The sequence below is a fragment of the Allobosea sp. genome (assembly GCF_036675845.1).
Classification (GTDB): domain Bacteria; phylum Pseudomonadota; class Alphaproteobacteria; order Rhizobiales; family Beijerinckiaceae; genus Allobosea.
The window spans coordinates 18,323-43,850 of record NZ_JAKFED010000088.1; the positions used below are offsets into that span (position 1 = coordinate 18,323).

At 69.8% G+C, this 25,528-nt stretch carries 28 protein-coding genes; 15 read left to right on the forward strand and 13 right to left on the reverse strand.

The features are described 5' to 3' along the window. Positions 1–4: 4 nt before the first annotated feature. Entirely contained in the window at positions 5–319 is a 315-nt protein-coding gene (locus tag V6M56_RS10160) for an NIPSNAP family protein (protein ID WP_332683367.1), read from the reverse strand. 299 nt (positions 320–618) lie between these two features. Here V6M56_RS10160 and V6M56_RS10165 point away from each other — a divergent pair, with 299 nt between their 5' ends. From V6M56_RS10165 to V6M56_RS10200, 8 genes are all read left to right on the forward strand, one after another. Continuing rightward, a complete protein-coding gene (locus tag V6M56_RS10165; protein WP_332683369.1) occupies positions 619–972 on the forward strand; it encodes a DUF2946 family protein in 354 nt (117 codons plus the stop codon). A gap of 231 nt (positions 973–1,203) precedes the next feature. Then, positions 1,204–1,725, forward strand: a complete 522-nt coding sequence (locus V6M56_RS10170) for a YcnI family copper-binding membrane protein (protein WP_332683371.1) — start codon at positions 1,204–1,206, stop codon at positions 1,723–1,725. A gap of 44 nt (positions 1,726–1,769) precedes the next feature. Further along, the gene (locus V6M56_RS10175; RefSeq protein WP_332683373.1) at positions 1,770–3,371 is read left to right on the forward strand and encodes a copper resistance CopC/CopD family protein; all 1,602 of its coding nucleotides are present in this window, start codon (positions 1,770–1,772) and stop codon (positions 3,369–3,371) included. A 44-nt stretch (positions 3,372–3,415) separates the two neighbouring features. Further along, positions 3,416–3,895 carry a copper chaperone PCu(A)C gene (locus V6M56_RS10180; protein WP_332683375.1) on the forward strand — a complete coding sequence of 160 codons (480 nt, stop codon included), beginning with the start codon at positions 3,416–3,418 and terminating at the stop codon, positions 3,893–3,895. A gap of 153 nt (positions 3,896–4,048) precedes the next feature. Next, positions 4,049–4,810 carry an SDR family NAD(P)-dependent oxidoreductase gene (locus V6M56_RS10185; RefSeq protein WP_332683377.1) on the forward strand — a complete coding sequence of 254 codons (762 nt, stop codon included), beginning with the start codon at positions 4,049–4,051 and terminating at the stop codon, positions 4,808–4,810. A gap of 261 nt (positions 4,811–5,071) precedes the next feature. Continuing rightward, positions 5,072–6,115 (forward strand): tonB-system energizer ExbB, encoded by a 1,044-nt coding sequence (exbB, locus tag V6M56_RS10190; RefSeq protein WP_332683378.1) that lies wholly within the window; start codon positions 5,072–5,074, stop codon positions 6,113–6,115. Between the two features lie 6 nt (positions 6,116–6,121). After that, the gene (gene exbD / locus V6M56_RS10195; protein ID WP_332683380.1) at positions 6,122–6,565 is read left to right on the forward strand and encodes a TonB system transport protein ExbD; all 444 of its coding nucleotides are present in this window, start codon (positions 6,122–6,124) and stop codon (positions 6,563–6,565) included. Continuing rightward, positions 6,562–7,413, forward strand: coding sequence for an energy transducer TonB family protein (locus V6M56_RS10200; protein WP_332683381.1), 852 nt, complete (start codon positions 6,562–6,564; stop codon positions 7,411–7,413). Before exbD ends, V6M56_RS10200 begins: the two co-directional genes overlap by 4 nt. A gap of 75 nt (positions 7,414–7,488) precedes the next feature. Here the strand turns inward: V6M56_RS10200 and V6M56_RS10205 are convergent, their stop codons facing one another. The 10 genes from V6M56_RS10205 to V6M56_RS10250 all read right to left on the reverse strand — a co-directional run bounded on the left by V6M56_RS10205 (position 7,489) and on the right by V6M56_RS10250 (position 17,529). Further along, positions 7,489–8,793, reverse strand: coding sequence for an alpha/beta hydrolase (locus V6M56_RS10205; protein ID WP_332683382.1), 1,305 nt, complete (start codon positions 8,791–8,793; stop codon positions 7,489–7,491). An 80-nt stretch (positions 8,794–8,873) separates the two neighbouring features. Continuing rightward, positions 8,874–9,638: an SDR family NAD(P)-dependent oxidoreductase gene (locus V6M56_RS10210; protein WP_332683383.1), complete on the reverse strand. Its 765-nt coding sequence runs from the start codon at positions 9,636–9,638 to the stop codon at positions 8,874–8,876. Positions 9,639–9,778: 140 nt separating this feature from the next. Next, the gene (locus V6M56_RS10215; RefSeq protein WP_332683385.1) at positions 9,779–10,633 is read right to left on the reverse strand and encodes a GNAT family N-acetyltransferase; all 855 of its coding nucleotides are present in this window, start codon (positions 10,631–10,633) and stop codon (positions 9,779–9,781) included. Continuing rightward, positions 10,633–11,154: a hypothetical protein gene (locus V6M56_RS10220; RefSeq protein ID WP_332683387.1), complete on the reverse strand. Its 522-nt coding sequence runs from the start codon at positions 11,152–11,154 to the stop codon at positions 10,633–10,635. The genes V6M56_RS10215 and V6M56_RS10220 overlap by 1 nt, the downstream gene beginning before the upstream one ends. 12 nt (positions 11,155–11,166) lie before the next feature. After that, on the reverse strand, positions 11,167–12,096 hold the full coding sequence (locus tag V6M56_RS10225) for a nucleoside hydrolase (protein WP_332683388.1): 930 nt from the start codon (positions 12,094–12,096) through the stop codon (positions 11,167–11,169). After that, on the reverse strand, positions 12,096–12,863 hold the full coding sequence (locus tag V6M56_RS10230; RefSeq protein WP_332683390.1) for an ATP-binding cassette domain-containing protein: 768 nt from the start codon (positions 12,861–12,863) through the stop codon (positions 12,096–12,098). The genes V6M56_RS10225 and V6M56_RS10230 overlap by 1 nt, the downstream gene beginning before the upstream one ends. Before the next feature lie 165 nt (positions 12,864–13,028). Then, positions 13,029–13,970: a sugar ABC transporter substrate-binding protein gene (locus tag V6M56_RS10235; RefSeq protein WP_332683392.1), complete on the reverse strand. Its 942-nt coding sequence runs from the start codon at positions 13,968–13,970 to the stop codon at positions 13,029–13,031. Positions 13,971–14,153: 183 nt separating this feature from the next. Then, positions 14,154–15,113, reverse strand: coding sequence for an ABC transporter permease (locus tag V6M56_RS10240; protein WP_332683393.1), 960 nt, complete (start codon positions 15,111–15,113; stop codon positions 14,154–14,156). Further along, entirely contained in the window at positions 15,110–15,889 is a 780-nt protein-coding gene (locus tag V6M56_RS10245; RefSeq protein WP_332683394.1) for an SDR family NAD(P)-dependent oxidoreductase, read from the reverse strand. Before V6M56_RS10245 ends, V6M56_RS10240 begins: the two co-directional genes overlap by 4 nt. A gap of 116 nt (positions 15,890–16,005) precedes the next feature. After that, on the reverse strand, positions 16,006–17,529 hold the full coding sequence (locus V6M56_RS10250; RefSeq protein ID WP_332683395.1) for a xylulokinase: 1,524 nt from the start codon (positions 17,527–17,529) through the stop codon (positions 16,006–16,008). A gap of 232 nt (positions 17,530–17,761) precedes the next feature. Between V6M56_RS10250 and V6M56_RS10255 the strand changes: the two genes are divergently transcribed. From V6M56_RS10255 to V6M56_RS10275, 5 genes are all read left to right on the forward strand, one after another. Next, positions 17,762–17,929, forward strand: coding sequence for a hypothetical protein (locus V6M56_RS10255; protein WP_332683397.1), 168 nt, complete (start codon positions 17,762–17,764; stop codon positions 17,927–17,929). After that, complete coding sequence (locus V6M56_RS10260) at positions 17,926–18,432, forward strand: cupin domain-containing protein (RefSeq protein WP_332683399.1); 507 nt, start codon at positions 17,926–17,928, stop codon at positions 18,430–18,432. The genes V6M56_RS10255 and V6M56_RS10260 overlap by 4 nt, the downstream gene beginning before the upstream one ends. Positions 18,433–18,510: 78 nt before the next feature. Further along, complete coding sequence (locus V6M56_RS10265; protein ID WP_332683401.1) at positions 18,511–19,338, forward strand: alpha/beta fold hydrolase; 828 nt, start codon at positions 18,511–18,513, stop codon at positions 19,336–19,338. Positions 19,339–19,769: 431 nt separating this feature from the next. Next, complete coding sequence (locus V6M56_RS10270; protein ID WP_332683402.1) at positions 19,770–20,165, forward strand: c-type cytochrome; 396 nt, start codon at positions 19,770–19,772, stop codon at positions 20,163–20,165. Positions 20,166–20,473: 308 nt separating this feature from the next. After that, complete coding sequence (locus tag V6M56_RS10275) at positions 20,474–20,920, forward strand: NUDIX hydrolase (protein WP_332683403.1); 447 nt, start codon at positions 20,474–20,476, stop codon at positions 20,918–20,920. Positions 20,921–20,946: 26 nt separating this feature from the next. Here V6M56_RS10275 and V6M56_RS10280 read toward each other — a convergent pair whose 3' ends face one another. Continuing rightward, entirely contained in the window at positions 20,947–21,693 is a 747-nt protein-coding gene (locus tag V6M56_RS10280; protein WP_332683404.1) for a 2OG-Fe(II) oxygenase, read from the reverse strand. 181 nt (positions 21,694–21,874) lie between these two features. On the opposite strand from V6M56_RS10280, the gene V6M56_RS10285 reads away from it, so the two are divergent. Continuing rightward, a complete protein-coding gene (locus V6M56_RS10285; protein ID WP_442881126.1) occupies positions 21,875–24,400 on the forward strand; it encodes a heavy metal translocating P-type ATPase in 2,526 nt (841 codons plus the stop codon). An 11-nt stretch (positions 24,401–24,411) separates the two neighbouring features. Continuing rightward, a complete protein-coding gene (cueR, locus tag V6M56_RS10290) occupies positions 24,412–24,798 on the forward strand; it encodes a Cu(I)-responsive transcriptional regulator (protein WP_332683405.1) in 387 nt (128 codons plus the stop codon). Between the two features lie 122 nt (positions 24,799–24,920). On the opposite strand, the gene V6M56_RS10295 is transcribed toward cueR, so the two are convergent. Further along, complete coding sequence (locus tag V6M56_RS10295) at positions 24,921–25,202, reverse strand: hypothetical protein (protein ID WP_332683407.1); 282 nt, start codon at positions 25,200–25,202, stop codon at positions 24,921–24,923. Positions 25,203–25,528 lie beyond the last annotated feature (326 nt).

Sequence of the window (25,528 nt, forward strand, 5' to 3'; positions counted from 1 at the left end):
CGCGTCAGCGCAAGGGTGAGAAGGCGGTCGGCCGCAGGATGCGGCTGCGCATCTCCAGCACATAGGGCGCCGCCTTGACGCGGAACTCCTGCCAGCGCGGATCGGCCTCCATCGCCGCGCGCCGGCGCTCGCGGTCGCCCGCGTCCTCGAAGCGCCACATATGGACGACCTCGTTGACCACGCCGGTATCGGTGGTGAACCAGCCGATCAGATGGCCGAGATGCGAGACCTGCAGCTCCATGCCCTCCTTCACATAGAGATCGAGATAGTCCCGGACATGGGCGGGCTTGATGGCATAGGTGCGTTCGTCGAGGATCATGTTTCAGCTAGCTCCTGGGCTGCGCCCGGCACCGAAGCGACAGCGCGGACGCCGAGCGGACGAGAAAACGGCCAGCAGCAGCCTGCCGGAATGGCGGCGCGGAGAATCGCGGCCGGACCGAAGCCGGTCAATAGGACCGGCTGCCGAAAAGGACCGCCGTCCCGGAAGGAAATTCTCCGGGGCGGCCTGCGACAACGCGGCCAGCGCCGGGAAATTGCTGCCCTGCACAACGCCATGCTATCGATGCGTCAGGAGAGCAGACCTTGTCCGCATCGCGCCGCAGATCAGGATGGAGCCGGTTGGCCGCGATCGCCGCCGCCTATCTGCTCGTGCTGCAGGCGGTCTTCGCGGGCCTGGCTTCCGGCGCGAACGCCGCCGGTGCCAGCCTCGACCGCTCGCTCGGGATGACGCTTTGCGCGCCCGGCCAGATGCCGCCGGCCGATGACAGCGCCGCGGCCCACCAGATGCCGAGCTGCTGCACGCTCGGCTGCTCCCTTTCCGGCGGCGGAACGCCTGCCGTTCCGGCCAGCTTCGTCCCGGTCGTCCATCGCCCGGTCGACCTGATCGCCTTCCAGCACCGGCTCGATCTGCCGCACGGTTTTGCCGCCGGGCGCTCCCCGGCCAATCCACGCGCACCTCCCGCCGCCATCTGAGCCCGCCCGCGCCCCGCGCGCCGGCCGCTCCTTCGCCTTCCGACAAGCCGAGCACGCCGCCCCAACCGGGCCGGCGACCAGATGGCTTGCGGCGGGCAGCTTTCCCGCAAATCGCGCCGTCGCCTCTGCCGCCCGAAATCTTGGGGCCAGGCGAAGGCTCAAGCCGATGCGCCGCACCGACGGCACCTCCTTTCAGGCCCTTGGGGCCATACCAATCCAAGGATTCACCCGATGTCGAAATTCGCGTTCCTGGCCGTGGCGTTTGCCGCCCTCGGCTCCTCCCCCGCCCTTGCCCATGTCACGCTGGAGACCCAGCAGGCCGCCATCGGCTCGACCTACAAGGCCGTGCTGCGCGTGCCGCATGGCTGCAAGGGCGCCGCCACGATCAAGGTCCGCGTCCGCGTGCCGGACGGCATGATCGCGATCAAGCCGATGCCCAAGCCGGGCTGGACGCTGGAGACGGTGAAGGGCAGCTACGGCAAGACCTATGATTATTACGGCACCCCGACCGCCGAGGGCGTCACCGAGGTGATCTGGAGCGGCGGCAAGCTGCTCGACGAGCACTATGACGAGTTCGTCCTGCGCGGCTATCTCACGGGCGACCTCAAGCCCGAGACCACGCTGCATGTGCCAGTGGTGCAGGAATGCGAGGGCGGCGGCATCGAGCGCTGGGTCGAGATTCCGGCGGCGGGCAAGACGGCGGACGACACCAAGTTCCCGGCGCCCGGCCTCAAGCTCGTCCCGAAGAAGTGAGGCGAAGGCGGCCGGGCAACGCGCCCGGCCGCCGGTTCCCGGCCATGACCAAGCGCCTCCTCCTCCTTCTCGCCCTGCTCTGCGCTTGCGCCTGCGCCGCCGCGACGCTGCGGCCCGGGCCGGCGCTCGCCCATGCGACGCTGATCTCGTCCGCCCCGGCCGACGGCGCCGTGATCGCGCGCGCGCCGGCGGAATTCAGGCTGAGCTTCAGCGAGCCGGTCTCGCCGCTGGTGCTGCTGCTGATCGGCCCCGACGGCACGGCGCGAACGCTCGAGCGCTTCACCCTCCGGGACAGGACGCTGGCGATCGAGGCGCCGGCCGATCTGGCGGCGGGCGGCCATGTCCTGAGCTGGCGCGTGACCTCCGAGGACGGACACCCGGTCGGCGGCTCGGTGCTGTTCTCGGTCGGTGCGCCCGGAGCCCGGCCGCAGGGAGCGGCACCGCAGCGCGATCTCACTGTGGACCTCGCGCTCTGGCTCGGGCGGATCGGAGTTTATCTCGGCCTCGGCCTCGGCATCGGTGGCGCGGCCTTCGCCATCTGGGTCGGGCCGCTGCCGGTCGCCGCCCGCGGGCCGCTGCGCGCCTTGTTGCTGCTCGGGCTCGCGGCCTTGCCGCTCGCCCTGGCGGCGCAGGGTCTCGATGCGCTGGCGGCGCCGCTTTCCGACCTGCTGCGCCCCGAGATCTGGCGGGCCGGCGCCGATAGCAGCTTCGGCCGTACCGTCGCGATCGCGGCGCTCGCCCTGCTCGCCGGGCTGGCCTCGCTCGCGCAGGCGGGCAAGACCGGGCCGGCCCTCGCCATCGCCGCTTTGCTCGGCAGCGGGCTGGCGCTGGCGGCGAGCGGCCATGCCAGCGCGGCGGCGCCGCAGATGCTGATGCGCCCGGCGGTCTTCCTGCATGGGGTCGGCATGGCGGCCTGGGCCGGCGCCCTGCTGCCGCTCGCATTGGCGCTGCGCGAGGCCGGTGGCGCCGCCGCACTGGCGCGCTTCTCGCGGCGCGTGCCGTTCTTCCTCGCCGCGATCCTGGCCAGCGGGCTCGCCCTCGCCATCGTCCAGGTCGAAAGCCCGGGCGCGCTGCTGACCACCGCCTATGGGCTCGTCCTGCTCGGCAAGCTCGCCCTTGTCGCAGTGCTGCTCGGTTTTGCGGCCTTCAACCGTTACAGGCTGACGGCGCCTGCCGGCAGCGGCCGCGAGCCGGCGACCCGGCTGCTGCGGCGCGTGATCGCCATCGAGATCGCCGTGGTGCTGGCGATCCTCGCCACCGCCGCGCTCTGGCGCTTCACCCCGCCGCCCCGGGCACTCGCACTGGCGCTTGCCGCGGCACCACCGGCCTCGGTCCATATCCACGGCGAAAAGGCGATGGCCGAGATCAGCGTCACGCCCGGGCGCGCCGGCCCGGTCAGCATCGCAATCTCGCTGCTCGACGGCGCGTTCGGCCCGCTAGCCGTTAAGGAGGTCCGCCTTTCCCTCGCCAACCCTGCCGCCGGGATCGAGCCGATCGAACGGCAGGCCAGCCGCCAGGAGGATGGCAACTGGCTGGTGAGCGGGCTGAGCGTCCCCGCCGCCGGCCGCTGGAGCGTCGAACTCGAGATCCTGGTTTCGGATTTCGAAATGCTGAGACTGAGCGAGACCATCGAGATCAAGCCATGATCACTATTTTTCACGCACCCGACCCAGGCCGAAGGAGCCGCAACATGAACGCTCTCATCCGCTATCCCGCCGCCCTCGCCTTCGCGCTCGCCGGCTTCGCGGCTCTCGCCGAGGACTATGCCGTCGGGCCGCTGAAGCTCGAGCAGCCCTGGACGCGGGCGACGCCGGCCGGCGCCAAGGTGGCCGGCGGCTATCTTACGGTGACCAATGCCGGCAGCGCGCCGGATCGCCTGGTCGGCGGCTCGAGCGAGGTCGCCGGCAAGATCGAGATCCACGAAATGGCGCTGAACAACGGCGTCATGACGATGCGCGGGCTGCCCGAGGGGCTGGAGATCAAGCCGGGCGGGAAGGCCGAGTTCAAGCCGGGCGGCTATCATCTGATGCTGATGGGCCTGAAGCGGCAGCTCAAGGAAGGCGAAAGCATCAAGGCGACGCTCGTCTTCGAGAAGGCCGGCCCGGTCGCGGTCGCGTTCTCGGTCCAGTCGATCGGCGCACGCGCGCCCGCCGCGGCGCATAAGCACTGACCACGGGCGCTTCGATTTCCGGCGCCGGGCGGCAGGCCACAGGCGGGCGCGGCGCCTGCCGGCCGCCCATGTCTTCCTGACGGTCGCCGGCGCGCCGATTCTGGTCCATAAACCGGGCCAAATGCGTCACGAAACGAGCCAGGAAGAAGCAGCATGCCGCCAGCGCTCTACCCCGACCTCGCCGGCCGCGCCGCCCTGGTCACCGGCGGCGCCGACGGCATCGGCCGGGCCATCGTCGAGGCGCTGGCGGCGCAAGGCTGCAAGGTCGCCTTTCTCGACCGCGACATCGCACGCGGCGAAGGCCTCGCGGCCGAGTTGGCGGAGGCCGGCCGCGCCGTCTCGTTCCATGCCGTCGACCTGCGCGACGTCCCGGCGACGCAGGCCGCCATCGCCTCGGCGCGGGCGCTGCACGGGCCGTTCGCCATCGGCGTCAACAATGCCGGCCATGACGAGCGGCATGATTTCGAGGCGGTGACGCCGGACTACTGGGACGACCGTTTCGCCGTGAACCTGCGGCCGATGATGTTCGTGGCGCAGGCGCTGGCGCCGGACATGCGGGCGCTCGGCGGCGGCGCGCTGGTCAACCTGTCATCGACCTCGTGGATGAAGGGCTCGCCGCACATGATCGCCTACACCACCGCCAAGGCGGCGGTGCTCGGCTTCACCCGCTCGCTGGCGCGCGGGCTCGGTCCCGACGGCATTCGCGTCAACTGCGTCACGCCCGGCTGGGTGATGACCGAGCGGCAGCGCAGCCTCTGGGTGACACCGGAGAAATGGCAGGCGGCCCAGCAGGGGCAGTCGCTCAAGGGCGAGATCCTGCCGCGGGACATCGCCGCCATGGTGCTGTTCCTCTGCTCCGACGTCTCGCGCATGTGCGCCGGCCAGAATTTCATCGTCGATGCCGGAACGGTCTGAGACCGCAGGCCTTTCCGGCCCCGCTGCGCGTGGGCCCGACCGGCCCCGCGAGGCCCCTTCCCACCACTTTAGAATACATGTAAACTATTGTATTTGCTAACTTATCTCGCTTGGGTTAACTGCTGCTGACGGTCGCGCCGGCAGCACCCTGCCCGATGCACGCCCTGCGGCCACACCACGGCAGGGCGCTTCGCGCAGCCGTCGCTCGAACATCCCGCGCTCTTGCCAGGAGGCGCGCGGCCCAGGTTACGGAAGCATTCGATGCAGCGTTTGATCGGCCTTGTCCTGCTCGCGATGAGCCTCGCCGTCCTTCCCGGAACGGGCTCGACCGGCCTCGCGCAGACCGCCCCGTCCCAGACCGTCCCGCCCGACGCCGCTCCCACCCTTCCGGCCGACGCGCAGGTCCAGCCGGTGCCGGCGGCGCCGGGCGCCCCGGTTCCGGCGATGCCCGCGGGAGTGCCACACGGCGCGATCGGCCCGTCCGTCCCCTCGACGATGACGCCCCTTTCGCCGGCCCCCGCTCCCCCTGCCTCCCCGGTCGCGCAGGCGACGCTGCCGCACGACCTCTCGCCCTGGGGCATGTTCATGGCGGCCGACATCGTCGTGAAGGCGGTGATGGTCGGCCTCGCCTTCGCCTCGCTGGTGACCTGGACGATCTGGCTCGCCAAGGCGGCTGAACTGGCCGCGGCCAAGGCGCGGGCGCAGGGCGCAACCCGCCGGCTGGAGCAGGCGGCCAACCTGGACGAGGCCGCCCAGGCCGTCGCCGGCCGCAGGGGCCGGGCGCAAGGCGCCGTCGCCATCCTCGTCGCCGCGGCGCAGGGCGAGCGCGAGCGCTCGGGCGATCTCGGCGAGGAGGGCGTCAAGGAACGCGTCGCCATCGCCCTGTCGCGGATCGAGGCGCGCGCCGGGCGCGCCATGTCACGCGGCACCGGCCTGCTCGCCACCATCGGCTCGACCGCGCCCTTCGTCGGCCTGTTCGGCACGGTCTGGGGCATCATGAACTCGTTCATCGGCATCAGCCAGTCGAAGACGACCAATCTCGCCGTGGTCGCCCCCGGCATCGCCGAGGCGCTGCTCGCCACTGCGCTCGGCCTCGTCGCGGCGATCCCCGCAGTGATCATCTACAATGTCTTCGCCCGCGCCATCGCCGGTTATCGCGCCACGCTTTCCGACGCCTCCGGCGAGGTGCTGCGCCATCTCTCGCGCGACCTGGAACGGGCACGCCGCGCCACGGCCCGCGCCAGCCTGCATGCGGTGCCGGCCCAGGCGAGCGCCGCGATGCCGCCGCGTGCCCGGGCCGAGTAAGCGGCGATGGCGGTCTCGCTCAAGGAGCCCCAGGACGGCGATCTCGGCGAAGTCAGCGAGATCAACGTCACGCCGTTCATCGACGTCATCCTGGTGCTGCTGATCATCTTCATGGTGGCGGCGCCGCTCTCGACCGTCGACGTCGCCGTCGACCTGCCGGTCTCGAACGCGCAACCCCAGGCCAGGCCCGACAAGCCGGTCTTCCTGACCGTGAAGCAGGACCTCTCGCTGGCACTCGGCAACGACGCCGTGCCGCGCGAGCAGCTGCAGGCCGTGCTCGACCACCAGACCGGCAATGATCGCGAGCAGCGCGTCTTCCTGCGCGCCGACGGGGCGGTGGCCTATCGCGAGCTGATGGAGGTGATGAACCGGCTGCGCGAGGCCGGCTATCTCAAGATCGCGCTGGTCGGAATCGAGGATACCGGCCAGGCCGGAGCGGCCAAGCCATGATCGCCATCGCTCCGCAGCGGCGCGGGCTCGCCGCCCTGCGCTGGGCGACGGCGGCGCTGGCCGTCGCCTCGGTCCATGGCGGGCTGGCCTGGGTCGCGCTGCACTGGCGCCCGGCGGAAGCGGCAGCCGGCGCGCCGGAACCGGCCGTGATGATCGAGCTGGCCGCCGTCTCGATCGCGCCCGAGGCGCCGCCGGAAGAGCTTCCGGTCGCGCCCGAGAAGGTCGAGCCGGAGGTCGAACCCGAGCCGGTCAAGGAAACGCCGCCCGAACCGGAGCCGCCTCCGCCCGAGCCGGAGCCCGAGCCGACCCCGATCGAGCAGCCCGAGATCGAATTGCCGCCCTTGCCGCCGATTCCCCAGCTCGACGCCGTGCTGCTGCCGCCGCCCAAACCCAAGGAAGTCGAGAAGAAGCCGCCGCCGAAGCCGAAGGTCGTCGAGAAGAAGCAGCGGCCGAAGCGGAAAGTCGTCGAGCGCGAGCGCCCGAAGGCGCGCGAGGCGGCCGCGCCGGAGGCCTCGACCCCTCGTGCCGCCGCGCCCGCCGCGACGCAGGGCGCCGCGGCGCGGCCGAGCGTCTCGACCGCCGCCTGGCGCGGCATGCTGATCGCCCATCTCAACCGCCACAAGCGCTTCCCGCCCGGCGCGCGCCCCGGCACGGTGCAGGTCGCCTTCGCTATCGACCGCGGCGGGCGCGTGCTCTCGGCCCGCGTCACCTCCTCCTCGGGCGACCCGGCGCTGGACAGCGAGGCGACCTCGATGATCCGGCGCGCCAGCCCCGTCCCGGCGCCGCCGGACGGAGTCGGCGGCGGTGGTGCGATCTCGCTTTCGGTGCCGGTGCGCTTCAACCGCTGAGCGGCGCGAGGACGCAAGGGCCGGGCGCAGCCTGTCGCGCCCGCTCCGCCGGGGGACGATACGCCCGGCCTCGCCTCAGCGCGTCTTGCCGACCTGCTCGAGGGGCGCGGTAACGGCCGCCCCGGTCGCCTCGCCGGCATGCCGGACGCTGCGTCCCAGTTCCTCGACCCTGTCACCGAAATTGTCGCGTGAATGCGGATCGATCACCGCGATCGGCGCCGAGACGACGAGGCCGGCGGCCGTACCCACGGCGGCGGCGGCGGTACCGGTCGCCTGGATGAGACGGTCGCCCAGGCCGACGCGCGAATCGGTGATCGGCTGGCCGGAGACCAGGCGCGTGCCGATCAGCTTGACCACCTCGGGGCTCTCCGCGAACTTGCCGTGGTTCAAGCTGTCGCCGCTCTTGAGCTTGGTCAGGTTGAGAACGGTGATCTTGTCGGCTTCCAACTCGCTCTTGTAGGGCTCGGCCTCGGGATCGATCGCCCCCAGGCGTGCCGTCGATCCCCAGACCCGGCGCGACACGGCCAGCGCCCGGTCGTCCTGCGAGACGAACAGAGTGAACTTCGGGCGGCGCCCTTCCATCTCCTTGACCTGCGTCCGGAAGACGTCGACGTCGACATCGGGCGAAGCCAGCATGACATTGGCGATCTTCGGCGGGATGCCGCGATTGCGCACCGCCATCAGCGTCAGCGCCTCGAGCGTGACCCAGTTGCCCATCGAGTGGGCCAGGATCGAAACCTCGCCGACGGCCGGGTCACGGGCCAGAGCCTGCAGCAGGTTCTCCAGGGAGTGACGGGAATAATTGGCGCTCTCGCGGTCATAGCCATAGGCGAAGAGCGAGCCGCGCGAAGGCCAGGTGAACAGCACAGGCACAACCTCGGCACCCGAATCATGGACGATCTGGGCAAAGCGGTAGACCGCATCCTCGAAGCGATTGTTGAAGCCGTGGATGAAGACCATGACGCGGCGCTTCGGCACCCGCGACACCGCCGCGTGCAGGCGCGCCAGGGCTGCAGACTTATCAAGCTTGTCGACCTTCAACGTGACAAAGTCGGTGGCCGGATTGCCGGGCAGCCGGCTCGGCCACTGCACCTCGCCTACCGTCCGGCGCCCTGCGGGCGGCAGCGAGACAGTGATCTCGGCAAAGGCGTTCTTGCCGCGTTCGCCGGAGAACAGGACGCCCTCGTCCGGGTCCGGCGAGCGCGTCGTCGCGACCAGCATGGTGACTTTGCCGGTGCCGGGCGTACCGGCCGCGACGGGGCCGAGCACGCCCTTGACGTCGCCGGCACAGCCGGCAAGCAACCCGGCCAGCAGGAGCGCCGCGGGAACGGAATACCGCCGATGCCGGGCCGAAGCCGGATTGTTGCTAAACGATGCCACGCGCCACCCCGACAGCTCGAACGCGCAGAACATCGGCGGCGCCGGCTTGCGCGTCAAGCGCGGCGGCGGCGCGGAGACGATCACACCATGTACTGGCCGCCATTGACCTCGATGGTCTGGCCGGTGATGTAGCCGCTCATCGCCGGGCTGGCGAGGAAGAGGAAGACGCCGACATTGTCCTGCGGCGTGCCGACGCGCTCCATCGGAATGGTCTTGCGCATCGCCTCGATCTGCTCGGGCGTGGAGTAACGCTCATGGAACGGCGTCATGATCACGCCGGGCGAGACGGCGTTGACGCGGATGCCGAAGGGCACGAACTCCTTGGCCATGCCGCGGGTCAGGTTGAGCACGAAGGCCTTGGAGCTGGCATAGAGCGAAGAGCCCGGGCCACCGCCATTGCGCGCCGCGACCGAGCTCAGATTGATGACGCTGGAACGGCCCGACTGCTTCAGATGCGGCAGCGCCGCCTTGGCCGCCATCACGACCGAGCGGACATTGAGATCGACGACGCTGTCGAAGAAGGCATCGTCGACCTCGGCGATCGGCGTGCGCTTGACCAGCGCGCCGGCATTGTTGACCAGCACATCGAGGCCGCCGAGCTTGTCCGCCGCCTTGCCGACGAGATCCTCCGTCTGGGCGCCGGAGGAGACATCGGCCTTCAGCGCATGGGCCTCGCCGCCCGCCGCCCTGATCTCGGCGACGACCGCATTGGCCTGCGCCTCGCTGGAATTGTAGTGGACGATGACGCGCATGCCCTGCGCCGCATAGGCCTTGGCGACAGCGGCGCCGATTCCGGTGCTGGAGCCGGTGACGAGGGCGCGCAGGCCCTTGAGATCTTCAAGCATTTCTTCCCCTCGGAACTAAATCGTTTCAGTCCGGATACTGCGCGAGCCGGCCTGGCGCCGCTACCGACAATCCGGCAACCCCGGCATTCCCGGAAAGCCCCGGAGGCGCCTCGCCCCGGCGCGAGCGACCGCCGCGATCCTCAGCCCAGCGCCTGGCTGGCCAGCGCGAATTGCCGGGTTGGCCCGGGCGCAGCCTGAACGACGCCGCGCAGCATCACCAAACCCGAGGCCACCTGCGGCAGGCCGATCCCGGTGAGCCAGGCGCCGAGCCCGGTATGCGCGTGCACGTCGATGCGGACGAACTCGCCACGCTTTGCCGAAAGCCAATGGGCAATGACGGTGCGGGCCGCCTGCGCATCGGCGGCCGCGACCGGGCCGAGCAGCCAGCCGCGGCCATGGCGGCGCAGGAAGCCGAAACCGGCGGCCACGCCGCCGCGCTCGAGCACCACCGCCTCGGCGCGGGCCAGCAGCGCCGCGAGGACAGCCTGGCGCGGCAGCCCGGTCGCGGCGCTGTCGAGGCTGGCCAGCAAGGGCAGATCGCCCGCGATCGCCGGGCGCAGGCTTTCGCCTCGGGCCAGGATCGGCGCCGCGACATCCGGGCCCGTGTCCTGGTGCTGCAGCACCGTGCCGCCCGGGGCAAAGCCGTATCTCGCATAGAGCGGCTGGCCCTGCTGCGTCGCCACCAGAGCCAGCGAGCGCCCTTCCGTCGCGTCGAGCAGACCGCTCATCAGCAACCTGCCGATGCCGGCGCCCTGTCGGTCGGGCGCGACGATAATGCTACCGAGGGAGGCATGGCCGGCGCCGAAGGGCCACCACAGCGCGGTGCCGACCACCTCTTCCGCGACGACCGCGACGAAGCCCTGGCCGAGATCGAGCACGAACTCCCAGTCCTCGCGTCGATGCGGCCAGGAGACCTGCATCGACAGGCGGTGGCAGGCGTCGAGGTCGCCGGCTGCGACGGGGCGCAGCGTCACCGCACGGTCAGCGCGCGCCATCACCGGCAGAAATCGGCGCAGCCGGCCTGCCAGAACGGCGCGTTCTCGGCCAAAGGCGGCACCGACGGGCGCGGCTTGGCACCAGGCAGATCGGCCGGGACCGGCGTCACCAGCTCCCACCAGCGATGGGCGCATTGCGAGCGGAACGCCATCTGGTCGCTGATCGAGGTGCCTTCGCGCGCCAGCGCGGCGTCGAGCGCATCGCAGCTGCGCCGCAGCGCCGCGTCATGGGCGTCGGTCGAGGCGTTGGCATAATCGTGGAAGGCCTCGGTGAAGGCCTCCATCTCGCGGGCGATGTGGGGCCATTCGGCGCGCCCGAGATTCCAAGCGTCCATCCATTCGCGCACGACCGTCTCGACGGCCTCGGCCTTCGGCTTGCCGGCGACCTTGCGGGCGGTGGTCAGCATGTGACGCATCAATTCGGCACGGGCATGGAGATGGCGGGCGGCGAGTGCGGCCGTCCGCATCGCCGTGACGGCGCGCTGCGCCTCCTGCTGCAGTTCCTCGACGAAATGCGGCATGACAGTCTTCCTTCAAGGTAGCGTCGCGAGCCGGGCGAACAGGCGCTCGAACAGCGCCTGCGCCTCGACGCTCGCTACAACATGGGCGTTGGCCTCGCGCTTCAGCCGGCCGTTCCAGTCGATGGTGGTGCGGCCGCGCAGCGGGCCGTCGCCGGTCTCGACCTCGACGAAGCAGTCGCGGCCCGCGAACAGCTCCGGCCAGAGCAGATAGGCGATGACGCAGGGGTCGTGCATCGGGTGGCCGACCGTGCCGAGCCCGCCGGGGCGCGGCCTCGTCAGCATGCCGTGCACGGCGCGGCCGGTGGCATTGCCGACGGCCAGCAGGCCCGCGACCTGCTCGTGCGAGGCGATGGCCTGAAGGGTGACGCCGAGCCCCATCATCACGATCGGCCGGCCGGCCCCGAAGACGATCGCCGCCGCATGCGGATCGACATGGATGTTGAATTCCGCCGCCGGGGTGACGTTGCCGAGCGCCAGCGCCCCGCCCATCAGCACGATGCGCCTGACCTTCGGCAGCACGTCCGGCACCAGCCGGAAGGCGAGCGCGAGATTGGTCAGCGGCCCGAGCGGGCAGAGGGTGACGCCGTCCTCCGGCGCGGCCCGCAGGATCGCGATCAGGGCCTCGACGGCATGGGTTGGATTGGCCTCGCCGCGCGGCGGCGGCAAATCGGCGCCGGCGAGCCCGTCCGGCCCGCAGACGAATTCGGCGGTCGAGAGCGGGAAGAGCAGCGGGCCTTCCGCGCCGCGATGGACGGGGATGTCCTCGCGGCCCCCGAGCTCGCGGATGCGTAATGCGTTCGCCGTGGTCTGCGCCACCGGGACGTTGCCGGCGACAGTGGTGATCGCCGCCAGATCGAGCTCGGCGGCGCTGGCGAAGGCGAGCAGCAGGGCGACGGCATCGTCCTGCCCCGGATCGGTGTCGATGACGATGGTTTCGCGCATCACGCGGCCCGGGCGTTGCCGGCCATGATCATGTGGCTGAGATCGTCGGCCGTGAGCTTGCCCAGGGGTTGGTCGACGTATTTCCGCCCCGCGCCCATGATCACGACGCGGTCGGCGAGAGCCACCACGTCACGCATGTTGTGGCTGACAAGCAGGACGGTGCGGCCATCGGCCTTGAGCTTGCGGATCAGGTCGAGAACGAGCGCGGTCTCCTTGACGCCGAGCGCCGCGGTCGGCTCGTCCATGATGATGATCTCGGCCTTCCAGCGCAGCGCCCGCGAAATCGCCACCGCCTGGCGCTGGCCGCCGGAGAGCCGCTCGACCGGGCGCGTCATGTCCTCGACCGAAACCGAGAGCTGCGCGAGATAGCCGCGCGCTTCCTGCGCCATCCGCTTCTTGTCGAGCACGCGCAGGAAGGGCAGCAGGAAGGGCTTGGTCAGCTCCGAGCCCATGAAGACGTTCTGGGCGATGGAGAGGCGCGGCGCCAGTGCCAGGTCCTGGTAGATCGTCGCGACGCCATGGCTCAGCGCATCATGCGGCGAAGCGAAGTCCACCTTCTTGCCGCGGATGCTGATCTCGCCGCCGCTCGGCTCCTCGGCGCCGGAGATCACCTTGATCAGGCTCGACTTGCCGGCGCCGTTGTCGCCGCAAATGGCGACGACCTCGCCGGGATAGATGTCGAGATCGACCACACGCACCGCGACGACCGGGCCGTAGTTCTTGCCGATGCCGCGGAGCGACAGGATGGGGGTGGCTTCGTCCTTCATGGCCGGCTCGTCATGGCTCGCAGCTGCCCACACACGCCCCGTCATCCCGGATGGAGCGAAGCGGAACTCCGGGATCCATCGTAAAGTGCAGTGCCTTACGATGGATCCCGGAGCTGCGCGGCTTCGCCGCTTGTCCGGGATGACGGTGCAGTTGGGGCGACGGTTTCACTTCAGGAACTGCTCGACATTGGTCTTGTCGACGAGCACCGCCTCGGTGAAAAGGTAGGGACCGCTCGCCACGGTCTCCTTCGGCTTCTTGTCGACGACGATGGTCTGGATCGCGTCCACCGCCTGCTTGCCCATCTCCTCGAACGGGATCGAGACGGTGGCCATGAAGGTCGAGTTCGGATCGGCGATGCGGGCATAGGTCTCCTTGCCGCCATCGACCGAGACCAGCGGGATCTGGCCCTTCTTCACGCCCTGCGCCTGCAGCAGGTCGTCGATGATGTAGGCCTGGCCGTCGAAGGAGGCCCAGATGCCGTTGATCTTGCCCTGGTTCTGCAGCAGCAGCGCCTGCATGCCGGCGCGGACATCGTCGCGCCAGCTCTGGGTGCGGGCCATCGAGAACTTGCCGAGCTCCTTCACGCCCTGGTTCTCGGAGAGGACGACGTCGAGGATCTTGCCGCGAATGCGCGAGGCGACGTTCAGCTCGTAGCGCGCCGTGACGATGTTGCCCTGATAGCCGAGTTGGCCGAGCAAATAGAGCGCGGCCTCGGCGCCGACCTTGTATTCGTTGGTCTGGATGTCGAAGAGCGCATGCGGGCTCGAGCCCGACTGCACGGTGATGACCGGGATCTTGGCGTCCTTGGCCGCCTTGAACTGCGCGTCGGCCTCGACCGGCTTGCCCATGGCGACGATGATGGCGTCGACCTTCTTGGCGATCAGCGCGTCGAACTGCTCGGCATGCCTGGGCAGCGCGCCCTCCGAGTTCAGCAGCGTGACGTTCCAGCCCTTGGCCTTGGCGGCCGCCGCGGCGGCATTGGCGACGCGGGCATGCGTCTCCGAGGTGAACTGGAAGCCAATGACGCCGAGCTCGAAGGCCTGCGCGCCCTGCCCGAACCCGACCACGGCAACCGCCGCCACGATAAGCGATTTCAGACCCTTCATCTTCTTTCCCCTCTTGATCGTCTGTCGAACGGCAGTCGTTTCAAAGCCCTCATCCTGAGGAGCAGCCGAAGGCTGCGTCTCGAAGGATGCTCCAGCCATCTCCGGAGCCTCCTGAACCATCCTTCGAGACGCCGCTACGCGGCTCCTCAGGATGAGGGCTGAGGAAAATGGCTGCTTCACTACCTACACCTTGAACGCCGCCTTCTTCATCGCGCTGGCCGAGAAGGCGACCGAGCCGATGATGATGGCGCCGAGAACGATGTCCTGAACGTAATAGGCGGCGCCGAGCAGGACCAAGCCGTTTCCGAGCACCTTCAGCACCAGCGCCGCGAAGACCGTGCCCGGCACGTTCGGCTTGCCCGGCTCGAACATGGTCATGCCGAGCAGCACGGCGGCAATGGCATAGAGCAGATAGTCGCCGGCCATGTTGGGCGCGGCCGAGGACAGGTTGGCGGCGAGCAGGACGGCGGTGATGCTGGCAAAGACGCCGGCCAGCAGGAGGCCGATGCGCTTCATCCGCGCGGTGGCGATGCCGGCGAGGCGCGCCGCCTCGTCGGCCTCGCCGGTCGCGACCATATGGGCGCCGGTGCGGGTCCACTTGACCAGCCCATAGGCGAAGAGCGTGACGCCGGCGAGCCAGAGCACGAGATTGGGAATGCCGAAGGTGTAGCCGCGCGCCAGCCCGGTGAAGCTGACCGGCCAGCGCCCGACGAAGGCGACGCCCTGGGTGATCATGAAGGCGAAGCCCTTGGCGATCGCCGCCGTGCCGAGCGTCATGATCAGCGAGGGGATGCGCAGCACGGTGACGCCGTAGCCGTTGACCGAGCCGAGCACGATGCCGACCGCCAGCGCCGCCGCGACCGCGACCAGCGGCGGATATTGCAGCTGCACCAGCCAGCCGCAAACCACGGCCGAGAGGCTCGCCATCTCCGAGATCGAGAGATCGAGCTCGGCGACGGTGAAGGCGAGCGCGAAACCGAGCGCCAGGATGGCGAGGAAGCTCGTATCCTTCAGCACGTTGACGATGTTCATCGACGTCGCGAAATTCGGCGCGAAGACGACGAAGAAGGCGATGAGCAGGAGCCCGGCCAGCGCCGTGCCGTAGCGGCCGATGAAGTCGCGCAGCGTCATGCCGGCCATCATGCCGTCCCTCTGGCAATGGTCGAGATCGGCGAGAGGATCTCGATGCCGCCGGTGATCGGGATCAGCGCGCCGGTGACGAAGGCGGCGCCCGGCGAGAGCAGGAAGGCGATGACGCTGGCGACGTCCTCGGGCCGGCCGAGGCGGCCGAGCGGGGTGCGCTGGGCCGCGCCTTCGACCAATGCGTTGAACTCTTTGGCGAAGCCGCCGCGCACCATCGGCGTGTCGATGATGCCGGGCGCCACCGCATTGACGCGGATGGCGTGGCGGCCGAGCTGCTGGGCCATGCCATAGGTCAGCGTCGCGACCCCGCCCTTGGCCGCGCCATAGGCGAGATTGGCGCCGCCATTGCTATGGGCGATCGAGGAGATGTGGACGATGGCGCCGCCCTCGCCCTGCGCGATCAGCTGATTCGAGGCGACCTTGGAGATGCGGAAGACGGCGGAGAGGTTGATGTCGACGAACTTCTCCCATTCCTCGTCCTCCATCTCGACCATCGGCACCGGGCGCGAGGCTCCTGCCCCGGTGACGAGATTGTCGAGCCGGCCGAAGCGCTCGACGGCAAGCTCGACCAGGGCCTGGCCGAGCCCGGAGTCGCGAACGTCGCCGGTGAGGGCCGCCACCTCGGCGCCATCGGCCTGGAGCCGTTGCGCCAGCTCCGCAAGCGGAGCGGCCTCGAGGCCCGACAGCACGAGCCGGTGGCCGGGCGCGAGCGTCGCGGCGAGCGCGCTGCCGATGCCGCCGGAGGCCCCGGTGACCAGGGTGACGGGCTTTGGCATCAGGCGGCCCTGCCTGCCAAGCGAGACCGAACGGGCTTTACGGGATCGAGGAACAGCATGAGGATCTCGGAAGTGCGATTGCCCGTCGGTAAGGCGCAAAACCGAATGCGGCAACCTCAATCGCGCGCAGCGGCTGCGCCTGCGACAAGCCCGGCGCCATCGGCGGGCCAGGCGGAGAGATCCTGCGAGATCGGCGCGAGCGCCTGCTCGCTGCGGCGATAGAGCGCGAAAAGCGCGTCATAGCCGGCCTTTCGGGAGAGATCGGGCTCGAAGCGGGAAGCGACGGCGACGAGCGCCGCCTGCGCCTGCGCGAGCGAGGCGAAGCGCCCGAGCCCGGTGAAGGCGATGATCGCGGCGCCGAGCAGGCCGGGTTCCTTCGAGGCGCCGACGACGACCGGCCGGCCGCAGATATCGGCCTTGATCTGGCTCCAGACCGGGTTGGCGGCAGCCCCGCCGCCGAAGCGGATCTCCGCCACCGGTCCGGCCAATGCCGCTTCTGCCCGCGACAATACGATCCGGTTGAGGAAGGCGACGCCTTCGAGCACCGCAAAAGCGAGATCGGTCGCGCCATGCCGGCGGTTGAGGCCGATGAAGGCGCCGCGCAGCGACGGGTTCCAATAGGGCACGCGCTCGCCCTGGAGATAGGGCAGGAACAGCACCGGCTGCGGCTGGCGAGGGCCGGCAAGCAAGGCGTCGATCTCGCGCCCGATACCTCCCTCTTCGCCCCGGCCGAGCAGCGAAAGCAGCCAGGAAACAGTATCGGCACCGTTCTGGCTCGGTCCGCCGAGCTGGAACAGGCCGCGCCAGTCGACGGTCATCAGCCCGTCGGCGCGAACCGGTTCATGGCCCATGACACCCAGCACCTCGGTGGTGCCGGAGATGTTGTAGGCGAAGCCGTCCCGCATCGCGCCGAGACCGACCACTCCCGCCCAGGTATCGTTCGAGGCGCAGAAGACGGGCCTGCCGACGAGGCGATCGAGCGGCGCCGGCAGGCCGGTCAGCACCGGCCCGACCTGCTGCCAGGGTTCCAGCAGCGGCGGCAGGATCGAAGGCGAAAGCCCGATCGCGCTCAAAAGATCGCCGCTCGCCGCCGGCGCCGCTGCAGCGAGCAGGCGCGCCAGCGAGACCGGGTCGCCGGCCTGGCGGCCGGTCAGGCGGAAATTGAGATAGTCCTTCGGCTCCAGCACGCAGGCGAGGCTGTGGAAATTCGCCTGCTCTTGCTCGCGCAGCCAGGCGAGCCGCGCCAGCGGGTGGAAGGCATTGATCGCCGCGGCTTCCGGATGGGCCGGATCGAGCCGTTCGCGCAGGCGGGCTGCCGCGGCCTCCGAGCGGGTATCCTTCCAGGTCATGGCCGGGCGCAGCTGCCGGCCGTCCCGGCCGATGAAGACCTGGGTCCGGGTGACGCCGCAGATCGCCACCGCCTCGACGGCGGCGAAAAGCTCCGGCGCCTCGGCGGCGAGGCCGGCACAGGCCTCGATCATGATGCGCCACCATGCGCCGGCGTCGATCTCCGACGCGCCCGCCGCGTCGATGCTGGCTGGCCCGGCGATCGCCTTCTGGACGAGGATGCCCCCCCGCGCATCGACGAGCGCGGCGCGGAAGGAGGTGCCGCCGAGATCGCAGGCGAGGACGATGCTCACGCTTCGCCCCCCGCGACCCAGCGGCGGACGACCAAGCCTGGCGTCAGGCCGGGGCGGGTGGTATCCGGCGCGCGTGAATAATGTGAGCCCATGCAGACCAAGCCCGTGCGGTCCAGAACCAGAACCGGACGTCGCCGGCTTAGCGCCTGCCAGGGCGTGCCGCTACCGAAATGCTCGCGCCGCCGCCGAGGACCTCACCGCAGCATGATCATCCGCCAGGTCGGATCCGTCATTGCGCCTCGGCGAAGCGCGCGCCGAGAGGGCGAAAAGCTGCGGCCTTCCGCAAGGTCTGGTCTGCGTCGCAGCGCACCCGGCCATGACCAAACGCGGCTACAACAATATCGCGGCCGGCGGCACGATTGCTGCAGCGGCCGAGCGGCGCGAGAGGAAATCGGAATGACAGCGCGACCTGCCGGCGAGATCAAAGTGCTTGGCCCGCAGGAAGGCGAGAGCTTCTGGCAGCCGGTGCCGGCCAACGGCTTCGTGCGCAACCTGTTCAGCGACAAGAGCGTCGCCAGCGTCAACCGCTTCGCCATGGGTACCCAGACCGTGGCGCCGCGCTCCTTCATCCGCGAGCACACCCATGACCGCAACGAGGAGATCATCTTCGTGGTCAAGGGCCGCGGCATCGCCCGGATGGACGGCGTCGACCATCCGCTCGAAGAGGGCTCCTGCGTCTTCGTCGGCCATGACCGCAAGCACCATTTCCTCAACCCGCATGACGAGCCGCTGACCTTCCTCTGGCTGTTCATGCCGGGCGGGCTCGACGCGTTCTTCGCGCAGATCGGCCGGCCGCGCCGCCCGGGCGAGCCGACACCGGAGCCGTTCCCGCGGCCGGAGAACGTCGCCGAGATCGAGGCGCGCACGGTCTTCGGCTGGACCGATCCGAGCTTCAACCAGTGACAGGCGCGGGCGCGCCGAAGGAGACGCAGCAATGACAGATATCAGACCAGATGGCCGCCCCTTCACCGGCGAGGCACGATGAGCATCGCCGCCCAGCGCGCCGCGAGCGGCGAATTCGAGGCCGTCACCGCCGATGGCGCCGTGCTGCGCGCCTGTTCGCAAGGCGAGGGGCCGGCGCTGCTGCTGGTCAGCGGCCTCAGCGGCACCGCCGCCTTCTGGGACGACAATGCCGCGACCTTCGCCCGCTCCTTCCGCGTGCTGCGCTTCGACCAGCGCGGCATCGGCGCGAGCACGCGCGGGACGGCTCCCGCGACGATCGACCAGCTGGCGCAGGACTGCCGCGCCGTGCTCGACGCCGCCGGAGCCGAGCGCGCCGTGCTGGTCGGGCATTCGACCGGCGGCTGCATCGGCCAGTCGCTGGCGCGGCAGGCGCCCGAACGGCTCGACGGGCTGATCCTGAGCGGAAGCTGGCTGAAGCAGAACCGCTACATGGCGGCCCTGTTCGAGACCCGCCTCGCCATCCTCGACCAGCATCCGCGCGCCTATGCCGCGACGGCGACGCTGATGGCCTATCCGCCGGCCTGGCTGGAAGCGCACTGGAACGTCTACGAGGCTGCAGTGGCGACTGCGCCAGCCACGCCTGAAGCGAGACGGGTGGTGCGCGAGCGCATCGACGCGCTGCGTTCCTTCGACGGCTCGGCCTGGAGCGCGAGCCTGACCCTGCCGATCCTGATCCTCGGCGCCCGCGACGACATGATCGTGCCCGCCTTCCTGCAGGACGATCTCGCCGCCGGCATGCCAGATGCGCGCAAGACCATGCTCGACACCGGCGGGCATTTCTTCCCGGTCTCGCGGCCGGACGCCTTCACCGCCAATGTCGCTGAATGGATGAGCGCGCTGCGCTGACGGGCGCCGACGAGCCCGCGCCAACGGAATCGTGACGTGACGCCGGCACCGGCGTCACGTCTGCCGGCGCCATACCGAGATCGATCCTTCCCGCCACGCCAAGCCGGGATCGCAGCCCTGGCGGCCCGCGGCGAACTGACCAGTTCCAGAATTCTCCCAGCACGCTATCTCAAGACCTGCCGGAGCCTGGTCGACACCGACGAGGTCGCCGGGCGCTGCGAGCCGAAGCACGGCCGGATCGCAGCAACCTGGACTGTCATCTCGCAGTCCGGCGAGAGCGACGCGTCGCGAAAGGAGGCGCAGGCGAAAAAGCATGGGCTGGCGTGCCGGCTTCGCCGCGACATCGTCAGCCAGGCAGAACCATACGCATTCTCCGGAAACTCCCCTGCCCGGCCACGCGCCGCGGCCCTATGCCTGAAGAAGGATCGATCATGAAAGCCATTGCCAGCGCCACCCTCCTCGCCCTCGGCCTCGCCACCCTTGCGGCGAGCCCGGCATCGGCCCAGGACATCGCCGCCGGCGAGCGCTCCTGGAACAAGTGCCGCGCCTGCCACCAGATCGGCGAGGGCGCGAAGAACCTGGTCGGCCCGCATCTGAACGGCCTGTTCGGCCGGCATACCGGCGCGGTGGAGGGGTACAGCTACTCGGCCGCCAACAAGGGCGCCGACATCACCTGGGACGAGGCCGTTTTCGCCGAGTACATCAAGAACCCGCGCGGCAAGATCCCGGGCACCAAGATGATCTTCGCCGGCATCAAGAACGAGAAGGAGATCGCCGACCTGACCGCCTTCCTCAAGCAGTTCGACAAGGACGGCAAGAAGATCTGAGCCGGCCTCATAGCCTGTTCGGGATTTCACCCAGCCCTCATCCTTCGAGACGCTGCTGCGCAGCTCCTCAGGATGAGGGATTCCATTCTCAAACGGCTCCTCGGCCGCCGCGGAAAAGCCTCGACGCTCGCTCTGGATACCGGCGCCTGGCTTGCGCCTGCCTCCGGCGTCCCTGGCTCCTATGGCGCCCGACGCCAACCATGCGAGGCGACATCCGCCGCGTAAAAAGCTTGCCGGCTACAAATTTCTCGAAACGCCGCGAATCATCCTATGATGCGCGGGGGAATCCATCGCGAAGGTCGACAAGGGTGGCGAAGACGACAGCCGGCAAGCGGTCGGTGGAGCCGAAAATCCAGGTCGGCGCCATCCCGTTCCGGCGGCGTGCCGACGGCGCGGTCGAGATCATGCTGGTGACGACGCGCGAAACCCAGCGCTGGATCGTGCCCAAGGGCTGGCCGATCCGCGGGCTGAAGAGTCATGAGGCGGCGGCGCGCGAAGCCTTGGAGGAAGCCGGCCTGATCGGCGAGATCGGCAAGAAGCCGGTCGGCCGCTATACCTACTGGAAGCGCAAGGTCGACCATTTCGTCCTGTGCAAGGTCCGGCTCTATCTGCTCGAGGTCAAACAGCAATTGCCGACCTGGCCGGAACAGACGCAGCGCCGCTGCCTGTGGTTCACGCAGGCCGATGCCGCCGACCTGATCGACGAGCCGGCCCTCGGCGCCATCGTCGCGGCGCTCGATATCAAGGGCAGCTGAGCCCCCGGCCGCCGCCGCGTCGCCGCTCAGCGCGCATCGTGGAAGATCAGCCCCGTGGTATAGCGCTCGCCGGAGCGGACCCGGCTGACGCCATGGCGCAGATTGACCCGGTAGGGGCCGCGCGTGCCTTGCACCGGCCGGTGCTGCACGGCGAAGATCGCCGCCTCCCCTTGCGCCAGCGGCACGACCTCCGGCCGCGACTGCATGCGCGGGCGCTGCTCGACCAAGGTGAACTCGCCGCCGGTGAAGTCGCGGCCGGGCTGCGAGAGCAGGACCACCATCTGGAAGGGGAAGAACAGGTCGCCATAGAGGTCCTGATGCAGGCAGTTATAGTCGCCGGCCCCGTATTTCAGCAGCAGCGGCGTCGGGCGCTGCTGGCCGGCGGCATGGCAAAGCGCCAGGAAGTCGTCGAGGCTTGCAGGATAGCGCTGGGCGATGCCGAGCGCCTCGTTCCAGCGATTGGCGATCGGCGCCAGCCGGGAATAGACCAGCGGGCGCAGGACGGCGACCGGCTCCGGCAGCGGATGGGCGAAATACTGGTACTCGCCGCGCCCGAAACCGTGCCGCGCCATGACGATCCGGCTGCGGAAGCGTTTCGGCTCGCCATAGAGCCCGCGCAAGGCGGCGCAGGTTTCGCCGTCGAGGAGCCGGCCGGTCAGGCCGACGCCATGAGCGTCGAGCTCGGCCTCGATCCTCGCCCAGTCAAGCTCTGCGACGCTCGTCTCCAGAGCCTGCCCGACGGAGGGAACGGTCTGGCGCTTCGCTGCGGGCATGGCTGCTTCCTTCCGATCTCGGACTGATACCGGATTCCGCCGGCGGACCGGCCCGCGCGCCACCCGGTTTCTGCCTTTCGCCGCCGGGCCGCGGCATCGCGGCAGGCAAAAAAAAGCCGCTTGACCTTCCCATGATGGGAAGGTGTAGCCATCTCTGCATCAAGAGAAGGAAGCGGTCTTCATGGTAATGCAAACAACACTCCAACCGCGCGGAACCGAAACCTCCGTGCTCGACATCCCCGTCGACGGCATGAACTGCGCCTCCTGCGTCGGCCGGGTGGAGAAGGCGATCTCGGCCGTGCCCGGCGTCACCAGCGCCAGCGTCAACCTCGCCACCGGGCGGGCCCATGTCGCGCTCGCCGGCGGCGAGGCCAGCGCCGTGACTGCAGCCATTCGCGCCGCCGGCTACGAGCCGGCCGAAACCAGCGTCGAGCTGGCGATCTCGGGCATGAGCTGCGCCTCCTGCGTCGGCAAGGTCGAGAAGGCGCTGCGTGGCGTGCCCGGCGTGCTCAAGGCGGATGTCAATCTCGCGACCGAGCGCGCCACGATCCGCCTGGTCGATCCGAATGCGGTCCCCGCCCTGATCGCCGCCGTCGCCGCGGCCGGCTACCAGGCGGAGCGCCTGGATTCGGGTTCCGATCCGGATGGAGGAATGCAGCAGCGCCGCGAGGCCGAGCAGAGCGAGCTCGGCAGCGCGGTCGTCGTCGCGGCGCTGGCGACGCTGCCGCTGATGGTCATCGAGATGGGCCCGCATCTGAGCGAGGCCTTCCATCACTGGCTGCTCGGTCGCTTCGACGCCTTCTCCCTGAAGCTCGCCGCCTTCGCGCTGGCGAGCCTCGTCCTGCTCGGGCCGGGGCGGCGCTTCTTCCAGAAGGGCTGGCCGGCGCTATGGCGCGGCGCACCCGACATGAACGCCCTCGTCATGCTCGGCGCCGGTGCGGCCTATCTCTACTCTGTGGTCGCGACCTTCCGGCCCGGCTGGCTGCCGGAGGGTACGGCGCATACCTATTTCGAGACCGGCGCCGTCATCGTGACGCTGATCCTGCTCGGGCGCTGGTTCGAGGCGCGCGCCAAGGGCCGCACCAGCGCCGCCATCAGCCGGCTCGTGACCCTGCAGGCCCGCACCGCCCGCGTGTTGCGCGACGGCGTCGAGCGCGAGCTTCCGGTCGAGGAGGTGCGCGTCGGCGATCTCGTGCTGGTCAGGCCGGGGGAGAAGATCCCGGTCGACGGCGAGGTCGTCGAGGGCTCGTCCTATGTCGACGAAGCGATGGTCACCGGCGAACCGGCGCCCGCTCATAAGGGTGTCGGGGCCAGCGTGATCGGCGGCACGATCAACCGCAATGGCGCGCTGCGCTTCCGGGCCGAAAAGGTCGGCGCCGATACGCTGCTGGCCCAGATCCTGCGCATGGTCGAGGCGGCGCAAGGCGCCAAGCTGCCGATCCAGGCGCTGGTCGACCGCGTCACCAACTGGTTCGTGCCGGCGGTGATCGCCGTTTCCGTGCTGACCTTCGCGGCCTGGCTGGCCTTCGGCCCGTCGCCGGCCCTGACCTATGCGCTGGTCAATGCGGTCGCGGTGCTGATCGTCGCCTGCCCCTGCGCCATGGGGCTGGCGACGCCGACCTCGATCATGGTCGGCACCGGCAAGGCGGCCGAGCTCGGCATCCTGTTCCGCCAGGGCGCGGCGCTGCAGAGCCTGAGCGGCGTTGCGACCGTCGCCTTCGACAAGACCGGCACGCTGACCAAGGGCACGCCCGAGGTGACGCGGGTCATCGCCGCCGAAGGCTTCGACGAAGCCGAAGCGCTGCGCCTGGCCGCCTCGGCCGAAAGCGCTTCCGAACACCCCTCGGCCGAGGCGATCGTCGCGGAAGCGCGCCGCCGGGGTCTCGCGCTTGCCACGGCCGGCGAGTTCCAGGCCGAGCCCGGCATGGGCATCGAGGCCGAGGTCGAGGGCCGGCGCGTCGCGGTCGGCTCGCAGCGGCTGATGCGGCGGCTCGGGCTCGATCCCGCCGTTTTCGCCGAGCGGGCCGATGCCCTGGCGCGCGAAGGCCAGACGCCGCTCTATGCCGCGCTCGACGGCAGGCTCGCCGCCCTGATCGCTGTCGCCGACCAGATCAAGCCCGGCACGCCGGCGGCGATCGAGAGCCTGCGCCGGCTGGGTCTGCGCATCGTCATGGTCACCGGCGACAATCGCGGCACAGCCGAAGCCATCGGCCGCCGGCTCGGCATCGACGAGGTCCGGGCCGAGGTGCTGCCGACCGACAAGGCGAAGATCGTCGCCGAGCTGCAGGATGGCGGCGGCAGCGTCGCCTTCGTCGGCGACGGCATCAACGACGCCCCCGCGCTGGCCCAGGCCGATATCGGCATCGCCATGGGCGCCGGCACCGACATCGCCATCGAGAGCGCCGATGTCGTGCTGATCTCGGGCGATCTGCGCCATGTTCCCGAAGCGATCACGCTGTCGAAGGCGACGATGGCCAATATCCGGCAGAATCTCGGCTGGGCGTTCGGCTATAATGTGCTGCTGATTCCGGTGGCCGCCGGCGTTCTCTATCCGCTCTGGGGCGTCCTGATGTCGCCGGTCTTCGCCAGCTTCGCGATGGCCTTTTCCAGCGTCAGCGTGCTTGCCAACGCCTTGCGGCTCAAGCGCTTCGCCCCGCATCGGCGGGCGGAGGCGCCCGAGCCCACAACCGTTCCGGCAGCGGCCTGAAGGAGGACGGGATGAATATCGGACAAGCAGCCGAAGCCTCGGGCGTCAGCGCCAAGATGATCCGCTATTACGAGGAGATCGCGCTGATCAAGCCGCCAGCGCGGTCGCAATCGGGCTACCGCGTCTACGGCGCCGAGGACGTGCACACGCTGCACTTCGTTCGCCGCGCCCGCAGCCTCGGCTTCTCGATCGAGGAGACCGGGGCGCTGCTGGCGCTCTGGCGCGATCGCTCGCGGGCGAGCGCCGACGTCAAGGCGATGGCGCTGAAGCATGTAGCGGAGCTGGAGGAGAAGGCTGCGGCGCTCAAGGCGATGGCGAAGACCTTGCGCCACCTCGCCAGCCATTGTCATGGCGACGCCCGGCCGGACTGCCCGATCCTGGACGAGATCGGCGCCTAAGAGCCTCTAACAAGACCTGAGGGGGTCTCGATGGGCTTTGGAGGAGTCGAATGCCAGGAGAAGCGCGCAGCCGAATTGCCGGCGTCGAGCCCCCCTCAAATCTTGTTAGAGGCTCTTAAGCCTCAGCGCCGCATCGCCTCCGCCAGGCGCGGCGAGAAGGTGCGGACAGGCCGGCGGACGACGACGACGGCGCGGTTCGGCGTCGTCACCATGCTGCGGTTGGCCGCCTTGCGCACCAGCGGCGCGACTTCGGCGACCGGCACGCCCATCAGATTGGCGGCGATCTCGGCCTGCTCCTCGGGCGAATCGCTCAGGCCCTGCGCGGCCGTGACGGCCTCGTCCAGGGTCGGCAGCTCGACGCGGGGCCGCAGGACACGCGGCGGGGGGTTCTTGTAGACGGGCATAGGGTCGCTCCTTAGGGGCGAAGATTAGCATTTATTGTGCATCGCACAAGATTATGTCGGAGTTTGGCTGCGGCGCAGCAAACGATTCTGCCCTGCATGGAGTGCATGACGGCGGCGAAGAGCCGCCCCCTGCCCGCGATCGCACCGTCTTGCCGCGGCCTTCTGCTGCATGCCGTCCTGCTACATCGCCTTCTTGCTGCATCGCCTTCTTGCAGCCGGAAAGCCGCGACAAGCTGCACCGGCGTCCATGCGAGGAACGCTGCCGATGAGCGATGCAAGCCTTCCGAACACAAGCCTTCCGAACGCCCGCAAGACCGCGTTCCGCC